Origin of the sequence: Paracoccus mutanolyticus (assembly GCF_003285265.1) — a bacterium.
GTDB classification, from domain to species: Bacteria; Pseudomonadota; Alphaproteobacteria; order Rhodobacterales; family Rhodobacteraceae; genus Paracoccus; species Paracoccus yeei.
In genome coordinates, this window is record NZ_CP030239.1 from 1,214,533 (window position 1) to 1,230,060 (window position 15,528).

Annotated in this window: 7 protein-coding genes and 7 pseudogenes; 11 read left to right on the forward strand and 3 right to left on the reverse strand. The window is 70.8% G+C overall.

Going from position 1 to position 15,528, the window contains the following annotated elements; translation table 11 throughout:
• Positions 1 to 52: 52 nt before the first annotated feature.
• Entirely contained in the window at positions 53 to 886 is an 834-nt protein-coding gene (locus tag DPM13_RS06545) for an aldo/keto reductase (RefSeq protein WP_112887669.1), read from the reverse strand.
• Positions 887 to 1,002: 116 nt separating this feature from the next.
• Between DPM13_RS06545 and DPM13_RS06550 the strand changes: the two genes are divergently transcribed.
• Together DPM13_RS06550 and DPM13_RS24930 are read left to right on the forward strand one after the other, a co-directional pair.
• On the forward strand, positions 1,003 to 2,076 hold the full coding sequence (locus tag DPM13_RS06550; RefSeq protein WP_112888715.1) for a zinc-binding metallopeptidase family protein: 1,074 nt from the start codon (positions 1,003 to 1,005) through the stop codon (positions 2,074 to 2,076).
• Positions 2,077 to 2,237: 161 nt separating this feature from the next.
• A pseudogene (locus tag DPM13_RS24930) lies at positions 2,238 to 2,420 on the forward strand (PaaI family thioesterase); the annotation flags it as partial.
• A 129-nt stretch (positions 2,421 to 2,549) separates the two neighbouring features.
• Here DPM13_RS24930 and DPM13_RS06560 read toward each other — a convergent pair.
• Positions 2,550 to 3,248 carry a fumarylacetoacetate hydrolase family protein gene (locus DPM13_RS06560; RefSeq protein ID WP_099648226.1) on the reverse strand — a complete coding sequence of 233 codons (699 nt, stop codon included), beginning with the start codon at positions 3,246 to 3,248 and terminating at the stop codon, positions 2,550 to 2,552.
• Between the two features lie 113 nt (positions 3,249 to 3,361).
• Between DPM13_RS06560 and DPM13_RS06565 the strand changes: the two genes are divergently transcribed.
• The 9 genes and pseudogenes from DPM13_RS06565 (at position 3,362) to DPM13_RS06600 (ending at position 13,460) form a co-directional block, all read left to right on the forward strand.
• Complete coding sequence (locus DPM13_RS06565; RefSeq protein WP_028718530.1) at positions 3,362 to 4,015, forward strand: protein-L-isoaspartate O-methyltransferase family protein; 654 nt, start codon at positions 3,362 to 3,364, stop codon at positions 4,013 to 4,015.
• Positions 4,016 to 4,040: 25 nt separating this feature from the next.
• Positions 4,041 to 5,438: pseudogene (locus DPM13_RS06570) on the forward strand (TolC family outer membrane protein).
• Positions 5,439 to 5,464: 26 nt separating this feature from the next.
• Positions 5,465 to 6,229: a hypothetical protein gene (locus DPM13_RS06575; RefSeq protein WP_112887670.1), complete on the forward strand. Its 765-nt coding sequence runs from the start codon at positions 5,465 to 5,467 to the stop codon at positions 6,227 to 6,229.
• A 207-nt stretch (positions 6,230 to 6,436) separates the two neighbouring features.
• A pseudogene (locus DPM13_RS06580) lies at positions 6,437 to 7,809 on the forward strand (mannitol dehydrogenase family protein); the annotation flags it as partial.
• 33 nt (positions 7,810 to 7,842) lie between these two features.
• A pseudogene (xylB, locus tag DPM13_RS06585) lies at positions 7,843 to 9,266 on the forward strand (xylulokinase).
• Between the two features lie 93 nt (positions 9,267 to 9,359).
• A pseudogene (tpa, locus tag DPM13_RS06590) lies at positions 9,360 to 10,735 on the forward strand (hypotaurine--pyruvate aminotransferase Tpa).
• 150 nt (positions 10,736 to 10,885) lie between these two features.
• A pseudogene (locus tag DPM13_RS26740) lies at positions 10,886 to 11,701 on the forward strand (aminotransferase-like domain-containing protein); the annotation flags it as partial.
• 386 nt (positions 11,702 to 12,087) lie between these two features.
• The gene (locus tag DPM13_RS25855) at positions 12,088 to 12,228 is read left to right on the forward strand and encodes a hypothetical protein (RefSeq protein ID WP_317616400.1); all 141 of its coding nucleotides are present in this window, start codon (positions 12,088 to 12,090) and stop codon (positions 12,226 to 12,228) included.
• 210 nt (positions 12,229 to 12,438) lie between these two features.
• Positions 12,439 to 13,460: pseudogene (locus DPM13_RS06600) on the forward strand (AbrB family transcriptional regulator).
• On the opposite strand, the gene DPM13_RS06605 reads toward DPM13_RS06600, so the two are convergent.
• Entirely contained in the window at positions 13,457 to 15,358 is a 1,902-nt protein-coding gene (locus DPM13_RS06605) for a potassium transporter Kup (protein ID WP_028720003.1), read from the reverse strand. The pseudogene DPM13_RS06600 and the gene DPM13_RS06605 sit on opposite strands and share 4 nt — an antisense overlap.
• Between the last annotated feature and the right edge of the window lie 170 nt (positions 15,359 to 15,528).

Genomic DNA, 15,528 nt, shown 5'->3' on the forward strand with positions numbered 1-15,528 from the left:
CGCAGGCACAAACGCCGCCCCGCTCGCCCCCCTCCCCCCGGCCTTAGGATCCTCAGATCATCTCCAGCGGCCGGGGCGCGCGCGGGGCCGGGAACAGGGCGTCCAGCTCGGCCATGATGGCGGGGGTCAGGCCCAGTTCGGTGGCGCGCAGGTTCTGGGCGACATGGGCGGTCCGGGCGGCCTTGGGGATGGCGACCAGCCCGGGGCGGTTCAGCACCCAGGCCAGGGCCAGCTGCGCCGCGCTCAGCCCCAGCGTCGCGCCGATGCGGCGCAGTTCGGGATGGGCGGCCAGGCGGCCCTGCTCGATCGGGCTGTAGGCCATGGCGGGGATGCTGCGCGCGGCCAGCCAGGGCAGCAGGTCCCATTCCGGCCCGCGCCGCCCGAGGTTGTAAAGCACCTGGTTCGCCGCGCAGCGCCAGCCGCCGGCGGCGAGCAGTTCCTCCATGTCGGCCAGCGCGAAATTGCTGACGCCCCAATGGCGGATATGGCCGGCGTCGCGCAGCCGCTCCATCGCCTCGACCGTCTCGGCCAGGGGCACGTCGCCGCGCCAGTGCAGCAGGTAAAGGTCGATCCGGTCGGTCCCGAGCCGGCGCAGGCTGGCCGCGCAGGCCAGCGGCAGCGCCCTGGCCGAGGCGTTCCAGGGACAGGCCTTCGACACCAGGAAGACCTCGTCCCGGCGGCCGGCGATGGCCTCGGCCACCAGCGTCTCGGCGGCGCCCTCGCCATACATCTCGGCGGTGTCGATCAGCGCCATGCCCAGATCGAGGCCCCGGCGCAGGGCCGCCACCTCCTCGGCGCGGCGGGCGCGGTCGCCGGCCAGCATCCAGGTGCCCTGCCCCAGCACGGGAACCGTTTCGCCATCGGGAAGGTTTGTGCGTGGGATCATGCCTTCCTCCTTGTTCCTGCCGCGCCCTGGAACCGGGCCAAGGACCGGATCGATTCTGTGCCAGCCCCGGCGAAGGATTGCCCCATCCCAAGCCCATCAACAACGAGCCATATCCGATGCAGCGTCTTGAGTGCCCAAGTTGTGGACAGCGTGTCTACTTTCATAACATCGCCTGCGCCTGCGGGACCCCCCTGGTCTTTGACCCCGAGGCCGGCCGCTTTGCCGAGGGGCTGGTCCCCTGCGACAAGCTGGGCGAACTGGGCTGCAACTGGGCGGCCCAGCCCGGGACGACGCGGTGCCGGTCCTGCACCATGACCACTACCATTCCCGACCTGTCGGTCGAAGGCAACCTGGAGCTTCTGACCCGCAGCGAGGCGGCCAAGCGCTGGGTGCTGGCGAACCTGGCGCGCTGGGGCTGGTTCACCGATGCCGACCCGGGGCCGCGCATGGTCTTCGAGATGCTGTCCGAACGTGCTGGCGAGGCCGAGGTCAAGGTGATGATGGGCCATGACAACGGCCTTATCACCATCAACGTGGTCGAGGCCGACGACGCCGTGCGCATCGAGCGCCAGCGCCAGCTGGGCGAGCTGTACCGGTCGATGGTGGGGCACATGCGCCACGAGATCGCGCATTTCCTGTTCGAGCGGCTGGCCGTGCTGCCGGGGTTCCTGGACGAATTCCGCGCCATGTTCGGCGACGAGCGCGCCGACTACGGCGAGGCGCTGCAGGCGCATTACTCCAGCCCCAAGGCTCCGGGCGAGGATTACATCAGCGAATATGCGACCATGCACCCGCACGAGGACTGGGCCGAGACCTCGGCCCATGTGCTGCATCTGGTGGACATGACCGACAGCCTGATGGCGACCGGGCTGACCGGCCCCGAGCTCCCCGAACCGGGCTACGACCCCTATGCGGATACCGACCCTGACCATCTGCTGACGGTGGCGACCGCCGTGGCCCTGGCCGTGAACGAGATCAACCGGGCGCTGGACAATCCCGACGTCTATCCCTTCGTGCTGAGCGACATGACGCGGCGCAAGCTGGCCTTTGCGCATCGCTGGCTGTCGCAGGGCGCGACCATGGCCCCGGCGCTGTCCGACGCAGCCCCGGCCGACGCAGCCCCGGCCGCCCCGCCGGCGCCCCCCGCCTCGGCCGCGGCGGGCGAGCCGAGCGCGGTCCGGGGCGGCTGACCCGCCCCGCGCCGCCCCCCAGCATGGCCCGGCCGCAGTCCTTCGGAGAAAGCCATGCCCGCCGACGCCCAAGCCCATCCGCTGCAGCCGAACAGCCGCCCTTCGCCGCCTACATGGGCATCCGCATCCTGCATGCCGACCGCGACGCCGTCGCGGCGACGATGCCCGCCGTCGAGGGCCTGTCGAATCGCAACGGCGTCCTGCACGGCGGCGCGATCATGGGCCTGGCCGACCATGTCGGCGGGACCGCCGCGACGATCAACCTGGGTCCGGGCCAGGCCACCACGACGCTTGAAAGCAAGACGAACTTCCTGCGCCCGATCCGCATCGGCGACACCGCCCATGCGCGCTGCGTGGCGCTGCACCGAGGCCGCACCGCGATGATCTGGCAGACCACGATCCACCCGCGACGACGGCAAGGTTGCGGCGATCGTGACCCAGACCCAGATGATCCTGGAGTGGCGCGACGGCGGCTAGGGCCGCTCGGCCGGGGCGATGGTCAGGCGGACGGGCTCGAGCCCCTCGACAAGCCCCTCGAGCCGGTCGCCGGGGACCACCGGGCCCACGCCGGCGGGCGTTCCGGTCATGATCAGGTCGCCGGGTTGCAGGTGGTAGAACCGCGACAGGTCCGCGATCAGCGCATCGACCGGCCAGACCATCTCGGCCAGGGTGGCGTCCTGCCGCGTCTGGCCGTTCACCATCAGCCGGATCGCCGCATCGGGGCGCGGCAGCGGGCCGGGCGTCAGGGCCGAGATCACGGCCGAGCCCTCGAAATCCTTGCCGAGATCCCAAGGCCGCTGCTTGGCCTTGGCCGCGCCCTGCAGGTCGCGCCGCGTCATGTCGAGCCCGGTGCCGTGGCCCCAGACCAGCGCCGGCGCCTGTTCGACGGAAACCTGAAAGCCGGGCGCGCCGATCGCCACGACCATCTCGATTTCGTGATGCAGGTCCGCGGTGCCGGGGGCATAGGGCAGCGCCGCCCCGCTTTGCGCCAGGCTGGCGGGGGACTTGATGAAATAGAAGGGCGCCTCGCGGTCGACCTCATTGCCCATCTCGGCGGCATGGGCGGCGTAGTTTCGCCCCACGCAGAAGATGCGGTTCACGGGAAAAAGCCCCGTCCTGCCGGCGACGGGCAGGGTGGCTTGCGGCGGCGGGGGAAGGACGAATTCGCTCATGCCCGGTGTTCTGCCATGGACACAACGCCGCGGCAATGGATCGGGCGGCGTTGCCCACCCCGATTTTTCGTGGCAAGCGGACGCAAAAGCCATCCGAAAGCTAGGGCTCGCACATGACCGATTTCGCGCAACGGCGCACCATGATGGTCGACACCCAGGTCCGTCCGAACGAAGTGACCAGTTACCCCGTGATCGAGGCGATGCTGCACGTCCCGCGCGAACAGTTCGTCCCCGACACCCGCCGCGACGTGGCCTATGCCGGCGAGGACATCGCCCTGGCCCCCGGCCGCGTCCTGCTGGAGCCGCGCACGCTGGGCAAGATGATGGACGTGCTGGACCTGCAGTCGGACGATCTGGTGCTGAACGTGGGCTGCGGCCTTGGCTATTCCGCCGCCGTCATCGCCCGCATCGCCGAGGCGGTCGTCGCGCTGGAGGAGGACGAGGCCCTGGCCGCCGAGGCCCAGTCCCGGCTGGCCGCGCAGGACGTCTTCAACGCCGTGGTCGTGACCGGCCCGCTGGCCGAGGGCTGCGCCAGCCAGGCGCCCTACGACGCCATGCTGATCGAGGGCGCGATCGAGGTCATGCCCGAGGCCCTGGCCCGGCAGCTGCGCGAGGGCGGCCGCGTCGTCGCCCTGTTCCGGGAAGGCAACCTGGGCGTCGTGCGGCTGGGTCGCAAGATCGAGGGACATATCAACTGGCGCTTCGCCTTCAACGCGGCGGCGCCGGTGCTGCCGGGCTTTGCCGCGCCGCGCGGCTTCGTATTGTAAACCCGGACCAAAAAGGGGACAGGGCATGTTTCGCAACGGGCTGAAGACTTTGCGGCGGCCGATCCTGGCGGCGCTGCTGGCCGGCGCCACTGCCCTTCCCGCCAGCGCCGAGACATTGGCCGACGCGATGGTGTCGGCCTATCGCCATTCGGCGCTTCTGGACCAGAACCGCGCCGTGCTGCGTGCCGCCGACGAGGATGCGGCCTCGGCCCTGGCGGCGCTGCGCCCGGTCCTGCAATGGGTGGCGCAATACACCTATCAGAACATTGAGGGGTTCGACGCCAATTCCGCCAGCATCGGGCTGCAGGCCTCGCTGACGCTGTACGACTGGGGGCGCAGCGCCATTGCCATTGACATCGCCAAGGAATCGGTCCTGGCGACGCGGGCGGCGCTGGTCGGCGTCGAACAGGACGTGATCCTGGGGGCGGTCGAGGCCTATCTGAACGTGCGCAGCGCCACCGAGCAGGTCGAGCTGCAGGCCAACTCGGTCCGCGTCATCGGCGAGGAACAGCGCGCCGCCTCGGATCGCTTCGAGGTCGGCGAGATCACCCAGACGCGACGTTTCCCAGGCCGATGCCGCCCTGGCGGCGGCCCGGGCCAGCCTGGCGACCGCCGAGGGCGATCTGGCCATCGCGCGCGAGACCTATCGCACCCAGACCGGCCGCGCGCCGGGCACGCTGGCGCCGCCGCCGCCGACGCCCAGGCTGCCCGCGACGCTGGAAACCGCGCGCCAGATCGGGTTGCGCACGCATCCGCTGATCCAGCAGGCCCGGCGCGAGGCGGCGGCCGCCGAACTGGCCGTGGCCGCGGCCCAGGCCGAGCGCAACCCCGAGCTGACCGCATCGGCCGCGCTGACCAAGCAGCGCAGCAAGACGCCCAGCACCGGCGGGCTGACCAGCCGGACCGATTCGGGCTCGGTCTCGCTGAGCCTGTCGCAGACGATCTATTCGGGCGGGCGGCTGCCCTCGGCGCATCGGCGGGCGATGGCGAACCGCGACGCGGCGCGGGCGGCGCTGCTCAACACCTCGCGCCAGGTCGACCAGGCGGTGGGCACGGCCTGGGCCGGGATCGACGTCGCCCGGGCCCAGATCCGGGCCATCGACGAACAGATCGTGGCCGCGCAGCAGGCCACAACGGCGTGCGCGAGGATGCGACGCTGGGCGCGCGCACCACGCTGGACGTGCTGGACGCCGAACAGTCGCTGCTGGAGGCGCGGGCCAACAAGATCACGGCCGAGGCCAACCTGCAATTAGCACATTATCAACTTTTGTCCGCTATGGGTCTGTTGACGGTAGAAAACCTGAAACTGGGGATCCCGACCTATGACCCATCGGCCTATTACAACGCGGTGCGCGACGCACCCTTCACCAGCCGCCAGGGCGAAAGCCTGGACCGCGTCCTGCGCGCCATCGGCAAGGACTGAGGCGCCCGGCGCCAGGGGGGCGTGCCATGCAGCATGAACCCCTGCGCCAGCCGCTGCTGGCGGAAAACGCGGGCGACGTGCTCGCCTCGATCCGGCGGCTGATCGCCCAGGACGACACCGGGCGGCCGCTGCCCGGCCGCCCCTTCGGGGACCATCCCTTCCACCGCGCGCCCCGGCCCGGGGCGCAGGACATGCCGCTGGTCCTGGGCCAGTCCGACCTGGTGGCCGGGGACGCGCCGCGCCCCGCGCCCGCCGTGCCGCCGGCGGTCGAATGGCAGCCCGCGATCATCGCCGAATGGCCCCATGCCCGCATCCTGGGCGGCGGCGCGGCGCCGGCAGAGGCCGGGCCCGCGCCGCAGGCGGCCGGCCCTGTCACCGCTCCGCCCGCCGCTGCCGTCGCCATTCCGGCCGGGGGCGAGCCCGGCTGGTTCGACCTGAGCCCCGAGGAGCAGGCCGAGTTCGCCGAGGCCGAGGCCGTGCTGGCGCGCATGACCGCCGGGGTCCGGCCGCCGGGCCTGTCCCCCGCCCAGACCGCCGAGATCGTCGAGTTTCCGCTGGCCGAACCGGCGCAGGACGCGGCCCCCGCGCCCGCCCCGGAAGCGGCTGCGACGGCGGCCCCGAACCTGTTCGCCCCGGCCGATGACGGGGAACAGGATCTGCGCCAGCAGGTCCGCGCCCTGATCCGCCACGAGCTTGAGGGCGCGATGGGCGAGCGTTTCAGCGCCAACCTGCGCCAGCTGATCCGGGCCGAGGTCGAGACGGTCATCCGCGGCCTTTGCGCGCAGGGGTGAAGGCCGGCGCGCGGGTCCCGCGCGCGCGGCAGGCCCCGGCCCCGCCCCCGAAAACGGGGGCTTGCGCGCTGCCCCGCGCGGTATCACGCTGGGGCGGCGCCCGCCGGCCCGGGCCGGCCCACCGGATCATTGAAGCTGTAAGCAAACCGGTTCGTCCCGACGCCCGGCTTGGTAACATCGAGCCACTGCGGGGAGGGATAGGCTGATTTCGGGGTGGGTAATTTGCACCGCGCCCATCAGGCGGTCTATCGGACCGGCTGATGACCCTGGGCCAGGGCCAGGATTTCGCCATCGTCGGCGCGGGGGTCATGCCCTCGGACGCGCGGATGCGCGACGTGCTGGCGGGGCAGGATTATCTGTACACGGTGGTCGAGCAATCGGCCGAAGCCTCGCGGGCGCGGGTGATCGGGGCGATGATCGACCACCTGCCCGCCGCTGACGGTGCCGCCATCGTGGCAAGGCTGGCCGACCCGGCGATCCGCATCGCCAGCCTGACCATCACCGAGGGCGGCTATTTCATCGACGCCAAGACCGGCCATTTCGACCCCGCGCACCCCGCCATCGCGGCGGATGGCGCGGCGCCGGATGCGCCAAGGACCGTGTTCGGGATGCTGGTCGCCGGGCTGAAGGCGCGCCGCGACGCGGGCGTGCCGCCCTTTACCGTGATGTCTTGCGACAACATCCCCCACAACGGCCATGTCACGCGCGAGGCGGTGGTGGAAACCGCGCGCCTGTCGGACCCGGCGCTGGCCGACTGGATCGCGGCGAACGTGGCCTTTCCGAACGGCATGGTCGATCGCATCACCCCCGCGACCAGCGACCGCGAGCGCCGCATGGTCCGCGAGGATTTCGGCGTCGAGGACGCGAGCCCCGTCTTTGCCGAGGATTTCATCCAATGGGTGCTAGAGGACGACTTTCCCCAGGGCCGCCCGCCGCTGGAGCAGGTCGGCGTGGAATTCGTCGACGACGTGACGCCCTGGGAGATGATGAAGATCCGCATCCTGAACGGGGGCCATGCGGTCATTGCCTATCCCTCGGGGCTGATGGACATCCATTTCGTGCACGAGGGGATGCAGAACCCGCTGGTCCGCGCCTTTCTGGACAAGGTCGAGGCCGAGGAGATCATCCCCGTGGTCCCGCCCGTCCCCGGCACCGACCTCAACGCCTATTACGCCAAGGTGGCGGAGCGCTGCGCCAACCCCAAGATCGGCGACACCATCCGGCGGCTGTGCCTGGACGGCTCGAACCGGCAGCCCAAGTTCATCATCCCGACCATCGCCGACCGGCTGGCCCGCGATCTGCCGGTCGAGGGCCTGGCCTTGGAATCGGCGCTGTGGTGCCGCTATTGCGCGGGCACGACCGATTCGGGGGCCGAGATCGCCCCGAACGATCCGAACTGGGACCGGCTGACCGCGGCGGCACGGGCGGCGCGGTCCGAGCCCGCCGCCTGGCTGGGCATGGCCGAGATCTACGGCGAGACCGGCCGCGACCCGCGCCTGGCCGAGCCCTTTGCCCGCTGGCTGGCGATGCTGTGGGACCAGGGGACCGAGGCCACGCTGCGCCATTACCTGCGTGGCTGAGCCGGGCCATGTCCAAGCAAGGGGAGGAACGGGATGTATCTGGGCATTGATCTGGGCACCTCGGGCGTCAAGGCGACGCTGATCGACGCGGGCCAGCGGGTGCTGGGCTCGGAAACCGCGCCGCTGACGGTCAGCCGGCCGCATCCGAACTGGTCCGAGCAGGACCCGGCCGACTGGATCGCCGCCACGGAAGCGGCGATCCGCGATGGCCCGGGGGCAGGACCGTCCGGCCTGCGCGGCATCGGCCGACCGGGCAGATGCACGGGTCGGTGCCCTGGACGCGGGCGGCGCCGTGCTGCGCCCGGCCATCCTGTGGAACGACACGCGCGCCCATGCCGAGGCGGCGGCGATGGATGCCCTGCCCGACGTGCGCCGGCTGTCGGGCAACATCGTCTTTCCGGGCTTCACCGCGCCCAAGCTGGTCTGGATGGCGCGCCACGAACCCGCGCTGTTCGACCGGGTCGCCTGCGTGCTGCTGCCCAAGGACTACCTGCGGCTGTGGCTGACGGGTGAGCGGGTCAGCGAGATGTCGGACGCCTCGGGGACCAGCTGGCTGGACGTGGCGGGGCGCGACTGGTCGAACCGCTGCTTGCGGCGGGGGGCATGCGGCGCGACCAGATGCCGGCGCTGCGAGGGCAGCGCGCCCTGGGGCACTTGGCCGCGCCGGCCGAGCGCTGGGGCATCGCCGGCCCGGACGTCGTCGCCGGCGGCGCGGGCGACAATGCGGCGACGGCCATCGGCGCGGGCACCGTGGCCGAGGGGCAGGGTTTCGTCAGCCTGGGCACCTCGGGCGTGGTCTTCGCGGCCTCGGACCGCTTCCTGCCGGCGCCGGAACGGCGGTCCATGCCTTCTGCCACGCCCTGCCGGCGACCTGGCACCAGATGGGGGTGATCCTGTCGGCCTCGGCCGCGCTGGAATGGCTGGCGGGCGTCCTGGACGCGCGCGCGGCCGACCTGACGCAGGACCTGGGCCCCCTGCAGACGCCGGGGACGGCGCTGTTCCTGCCCTATCTGTCGGGCGAGCGGACGCCGCACAACGATGCCCTGGCCAAGGGGGTGCTGGCCGGCCTGACGCCCACCACCGACCGCGCCGCCCTGACGCGCGCCGTGCTGGAGGGGGTGGCCTTTGCCCTGGCCGACAACCTGACCGCGCTGCGCGCCGCGGGTGCCGATCCGGGCGCGCTGCTGGCGCTGGGCGGGGGCGCGCGGTCGGATTACTGGCTGCGGCTGATCGCCAGCACGCTGAACCTGCCGATCCTGCTGCCGGTGGGCGGCGATTACGGCGCGGCCTTTGGCGCGGCGCGGCTGGGGCTGATGGCCGCGACCGGGGCCGACCCGGCCGAGGTCTGCACCATGCCCGGCATCGCCGCGCGGATCGAGCCCGACGCTGCACTGGTCCCCGCCTTCGCCGAAGGGCTGGCCCGGTTCCGCGCGCTGTATCCCGCCAGCCGAGGCTAGGGCGCTGGCTCTATCGAACCGCCCGGGCTGGATCTATCGCCCCCCGCTGCCCGGGCGTAAGGTCGCGCCAGAACCCATCACGCGAGGCACCCCATGAACGACCTGAGCCCGAACGACCTGAGCCCGGTCATCGCCGCCGACAAGGCCCATGTCTGGCACCACCTGAGCCAGCACAAGCAATACGAGACCATCGACCCGCGCGTCTTTGTCGAGGGCAAGGGGCTGACGCTGTGGGATGCCACCGGGCGCGAGTTCCTGGACGGGCTGTCGGGCGGGGTCTGGACGGTGAACGTGGGCTATGGCCGCGAAAGCATCGCCAACGCGGTGCGCGACCAGCTGCTGAAGCTGAACTATTACGCGGGTGCGGCCGGTTCCGTGCCGGGCGCGCTGTTCGCGCAGGCGCTGACCGCGAAGATGCCGGGGATGACGCGGGTCTATTACTCGAACTCGGGCTCGGAGGCGAACGAGAAGGTCTACAAGATGGTGCGCCAGATCGCGGCGCGCCAGCACGGCGGCAAGAAGTGGAAGATCCTGTTCCGCGACCGCGACTATCACGGGACCACCATCGCCACCCTTGCGACCAGCGGGCAGGACCAGCGGGCGATGCAATACGGCCCCTATCCCGACGGGTTCGTGCGCGTGCCGCATTGCCTGGAATACCGCAAGCAGTGGGATGTGGAAAACTATGGCGAGCGCGCCGCCGACGCCATCGAGGAGGTGATCCTGCGCGAAGGCCCCGACACCGTGGGTTGCCTGGTGCTTGAGCCGGTGACCGCGGGCGGCGGGGTCATCACCCCGCCCGAGGGATACTGGCAGCGCGTACAGGAGATCTGCCGCAAATACGAAATCCTGCTGCACATCGACGAGGTGGTCTGCGGCCTTGGCCGCACCGGCACCTGGTTCGGATACCAGAACTATGGCATCCAGCCCGATTTCGTGACCATGGCCAAGGGCGTCGCCTCGGGCTATGCGGCGATTTCCTGCACCGTGACGACCGAGCGCGTCTTCGACATGTTCAAGGACGACGCCAGCGACGATGGCGCTCTTTCCGCGACATCTCGACCTTTGGCGGCTGCACCTCGGGACCGGCGGCGGCGCTGGAGAACATGCGCATCATCGAGGAGGAGGGGCTGCTGGAGAACACCGTCGCCATGGGCGAGCGGCTGGTCGGCAACCTGCGCGCGCTGATGGAGAAGCACGCCGCCATCGGCGACGTGCGCGGCAAGGGCCTGTTCTGCGGCGCCGAACTGGTCGCGGATCGGGCGACGAAGGAGCCGGCGGACGAAAAGCAGGTGCAGGCCGTGGTTGCCGACTGCCTGGCGCAGGGCGTCATCATCGGCGCGACCAACCGTTCGATCCCCGGCTTCAACAACACGCTGTGCCTGGCGCCGGCGCTGCTGGTGGACGCGGACCAGATCGACCGCTTCAGCGACGCCATCGACGGGGCGCTGACTCGGGTCTTCGGTTAGGGCAGTATGGCGGCCTGACGAAAGGCCGCCATGCAGATCCCGCCCGAGACCTTCCTGATCGACCGCGCCGCCGCCCTGCCGCTGCAAGTTCAGTTGCGGCGGCAGATCGTTCTGGCGGTGCACGAAGGCCGGTTGCGGCCGGGCGAGCGGATGCCGTCGAGCCGGGCGCTGGCCGCGCATCTGGGGGTCGGGCGGATCACCGTCAGCCAGGCCTACGGCGATCTGGTGGCGACCGACTACCTGGTGGCGCGGGGGCGGTCGGGCTATTTCATCGGCGACCGCGTGGGCGCGCCCGAGGCGGCGCCCGCCGGCCCGGCCGACGGTCCGGGCCTGGACTGGGGCGCGCGGCTGGACGGGCGCTATACTGCTGCGCGGCGCAAGGACCGTCCCCGCGACTGGCGCAGCTATCCCTGGCCCTTCCTTTACGGCCAGACCGACGACCGGCTGATCGACCATGCCGCCTGGCGCGAATGCGCGGTGCGCGCGCTGGGGCGGCGCGACCTGGGCGCGCTGTCGGACGATCAGTATGACGGCGACGACCCGGAGCTGATCGACTTCATCATCCGCCACCTGCTGCCCCGGCGCGGCATCCGCGCCCGGCCCGACCAGGTGCTGCTGACGCTGGGGGCGCAGAATCCGTTGTGGCTGATCTGCCAGATCCTGCTGCACCGGGGCCAGACCTGCGCCATCGAGGAGCCGTTCTATCCCGGCCTGCACGAGATCCTGGCCGTGCACGACGCCCGCGTCCTGCCGGTGCCCATCGACCACGGCGGCCTGCCGCCCGAGGCGGTGCCCGAAGGGGTTTCGGTCGTCTTCACCTCGCCCAGCCACCAGTGCCCCACGAACCGCACCATGCCGCGCCCCCGGCGCGAGGCGCTGCTGCGGCTGGCGGCGGCGCGCGGCTTTGCCGTGGTCGAGGACGATTACGAATTCGAGATCAGCTTTGCGGGCGCGACCTCTCCGGCCTTGAAGGCGATGGACCGGCACGGGGCGGTGATCTATGTCGGCTCGTTTTCCAAGTCGGTCTTTCCGGGGCTGCGGCGGCTATACGATCATCAAGGACTACATTCGGGAGCGGGAACGGCGGGGCCAGGAGGTATTTGTGCCGCTGTCGCATCCGCCGGGCCATGCTCAGCGCTCCATGGCCTAGGTCCGGTCTCGGGGCCATTACGACGCCAGCTGAACCGGATGCGCGAGGCCTATGCCGCGCGGCGCGCCGCCACCGCCCAGGCGCTGGCCCGGCACGGGCTGGACGCGGGCGCGGCCGTGGCGCCGGCGGGTCGAGCTTCTGGCTGCCCACACCGCGGGGCCTGGACAGCGACGCCCTGGCGCTGGCGCTTCGCCCCGAGGGCGTGCTGATCGAACCGGGCCGGCCGTTCTTTCGCGACCGGCCCCAGGGCGCGGGCTTCTATCGGCTGGCCTATTCCTCGATCGCCGAGGCCGAGATCGACGAAGGGATCCGGCGCATCGCGGCGGTCGGCGCGCGGCTGTGAGGAGGGGCCGGCTATGAGGGCAAGGGGGGACTTCGCGTCCCCCATCCTTCGCTGGCGCGAAGGATTCCCCCTGCGGGATATTTTTCCACGAAAGAACCGAGGGGAGCCGCAATGCGCCCTTGCCGCCGGGCCGGCAGCGGGCCGTTTGACATCCGCCCGCGCCCGCGTGACAGAGGGGCCGCGATCTGCCCTGCCTGAACGAGCCTTTCCATGAGCCTGACCGGACGCCGGACCCTGACCTTTGCGCTTGCCGCCATCGGCGCCGCGCTGTTCCTGTGGCTTGGCCTGCCCCTGCCCTTGCTGCTGGGGCCGATGCTGGCCTGCCGATCGCCGCGCTGGCCGGCGCACCGCTGGCCGGGGCGGGCTGGCTGGGCGTCCTGATGCGCACCATCCTGGGGGTGGCGGTCGGCGCCTCGATCACGCCCGCGGTGCTGGCGGGGCTGCCCGACATGGCGGCGTCCCTGGCGCTGGTCCCGGCCTTCATCGCGGTGATCGCGCTGGTCGGCTATCCGCTGTTCCGGCGCGGCTTCGGCTTCGACCATCCGACCGCCTGGTACGGGGCGATGCCGGGGGGACTGCAGGACATGCTGGCCTTTGGCGAGGAGGCGGGCGGCGACATCCGCGCGCTGTCGCTGATCCATGCCACGCGCGTCCTGGTCATCGTGACCGTGGCGCCGCTGATCATGACCGCCTATTGGTCGGTCGACCTGACCCAGCCGCCGGGAGCGCCGCTGTCCTCGGTCGCGCCGCTCGAGCTGGTGCTGATGGGGCTGTGCGGCCTGGTGGGCTGGCAGGTGGCCGAGCGGATCGGGCTGTTCGGCGCCTCGATCCTGGGGCCGATGATCCTGACGGCGGCGCTGTCGCTGGCCGGGCTGATCCAGCACCGTCCGCCGGCCGAGATGATCCAGGCCGCGCAGTTCTTCATCGGCATCGCGGTCGGGTCGAAATATGCCGGCATCACCTGGCGCGAACTGCGCCAGGCCGTCGTCGCGGGGCTGGTCTATTCGCTGCTGCTGGCTGCGATCAGCCTGATCTTTATCGAACTGATCGTGCACCTGGGCCTGGCGCCGGGGCTGGACGCCTTCCTGGCCTTCCTGCCGGGCGGCCAGGCCGAGATGATCGTGATCGCCATCATCGCCGGGGCGGACCTGGCCTATGTCGTCAGCCATCACCTGCTGCGCATCGTGCTGGTGATCCTGCTGGCGCCCATCGTGGCGCGGCTGTTTCGCTAGATGTTCATCTGGGTGCCGATTTCCACCACGCGGCCGGCCGGGATGCGGAAATAATCCGAGGCCCCGGCCGCGTTGCGGGCCAGCGCGATGAACAGCTTGCCCTGCCAGCCCGGCACGCGCGAGCGGGTCGAGATGCGGATGCGGCGGCGCGACAGGATGAACGAGGTCGCCATGATGTCGAATTTCCACCCCTGCTTGCGGCATTGCAGCAGGGCCTGAGGCACGTCGGGGTCCTCGGCATAGCCGTAAAGCAGGGTGACGCGGCGGAAGCGGTCGTTGATGTCCTCGATCCGCACGCGGTCGCGGATGGGCACGCGCGGCACCTCGGCCGTCTGGATCGTCAGGATGACGTTCTGTTCGTGCAGCGCCTTGAAGTGCTTGAGGCTGTGCAGCATGGCCGCCGGCGTCAGGTCCGGGTTCGAGGTCAGGAACACCGCCGTCCCCGGCACGGTGCCGATCGAGGCCGATTTCTCGATCTGGCCCAGCAGCGTGTCCAGCGGCAGCTCGGCCTCGCGGTCCTTGCGGGCGATGATGGCACTGCCGCGGATCCAGCTCGCCATGACGATCAGCATGATGCCGGCGATGCCCAGGGGGACGAAGCCGCCCTCGGCCACCTTGATCAGGTTCGCGCCCAGGAAGGTCAGGTCCAGCGCCAGAAAGGGCAGCATCATGCCCACCGACAGCCACAGCGGCAGCTTCCAGTGCTTGCGCGCCACGATCATCGCCAGGGTGGCCGTGATGACCATGGTGCCCGTGACGCTGATCCCGTAGGCCGAGGCAAGGCTGGAGGAGGAGCCGAAGCCCACGACCAGCGCCAGCACGGCGAACATCAGCCACTGGTTGACGCCCGGCAGATAGATCTGGCCCTGGTGCTGGTCCGAGGTGTGGCGGATCTTCATGCGCGGCAGCATGTGCAGCTGCACCGCCTGCTGGGTCAGGGAAAAGGCGCCGGTGATGACGGCCTGGCTGGCGATGATGGTGGCCAGCGTCGCCAGCACCACCACCGGCAGCAGCGCCCAGGCCGGGAACAGCAGGAAGAAGGGGTTCTCGATCGCCTCGGGGCGCGACAGGACCAGCGCGCCCTGGCCGAAATAGGTCAGCAGCAGCGCGGGGAAGGCCACGAACAGCCAGGCGAGCTGGATCGGTCTTTTGCCGAAATGGCCCATGTCGGCATAAAGCGCCTCGGCCCCGGTGACGGCAAGGAACACCGCGCCCAGCACGATCAGCCCCAGCTTGCCGTTTTCCAGGACGAAGCGCAGGGCGTGGACCGGGTTGATCGCCGACAGCACCTCGGGGTCCTGCATCATCCAATGCGTCCCCGCCGCCGCCATGACCAGGAACCAGACCAGGGTGATCGGGCCGAAGAACCGGGCCACGGCCTCGGTGCCCCGGTTCTGGACCAGGAACAGCACCACGATGATGGCGATGGCGATGGGCTCGATGAAGGGCTCGACCTCGGGTGTGACCAGCTTGAGCCCCTCGACCGCCGAGAGGACCGAGATCGCGGGCGTGATCGCGGCGTCGCCGTAAAACAGCGCGGCGCCCACCATGCCCAGGATCAGGATGGCGCGGTTCGGTCGGCCCATGGCGCGCTGCGCCAGGGCCAGCAGCGACAAGGTGCCGCCCTCGCCCTCGTTGTCGGCGCGCAGAAGGATCAGGACGTATTTCACCGTCACGATCAGGATCAGCGCCCAGACGATCAGCGACAGGACGCCCAGCACGTCCTCGCGCAGGACCTGGCCGTGGCGGGCGCCTGCGGCCAGCATCGCCTCGCGGAAGGCGTAAAGCGGCGAGGTGCCGATGTCGCCATAGACCACGCCGATGGCGGCCAGCGACAGCGGCAACAGCCCCGGGCGATGCGCCGTCGTGTCCTCGGCATGGGTGTCCAGACTGGCCATGTGATCCATCCTTGGAACCGGGTCCGTCCCCGGCAAGGGCGCAGGATGCCGCGAGGCGGCGTAAAGGTTCGAGGGGGATTTCGCCCCGCCGCGTAAGGAATTCGTAAAGACGGTGGACAAGCGGCCCGGCTTGCCGCCAGATCGCGGGCATGGACCGCATGGAGCCGCCC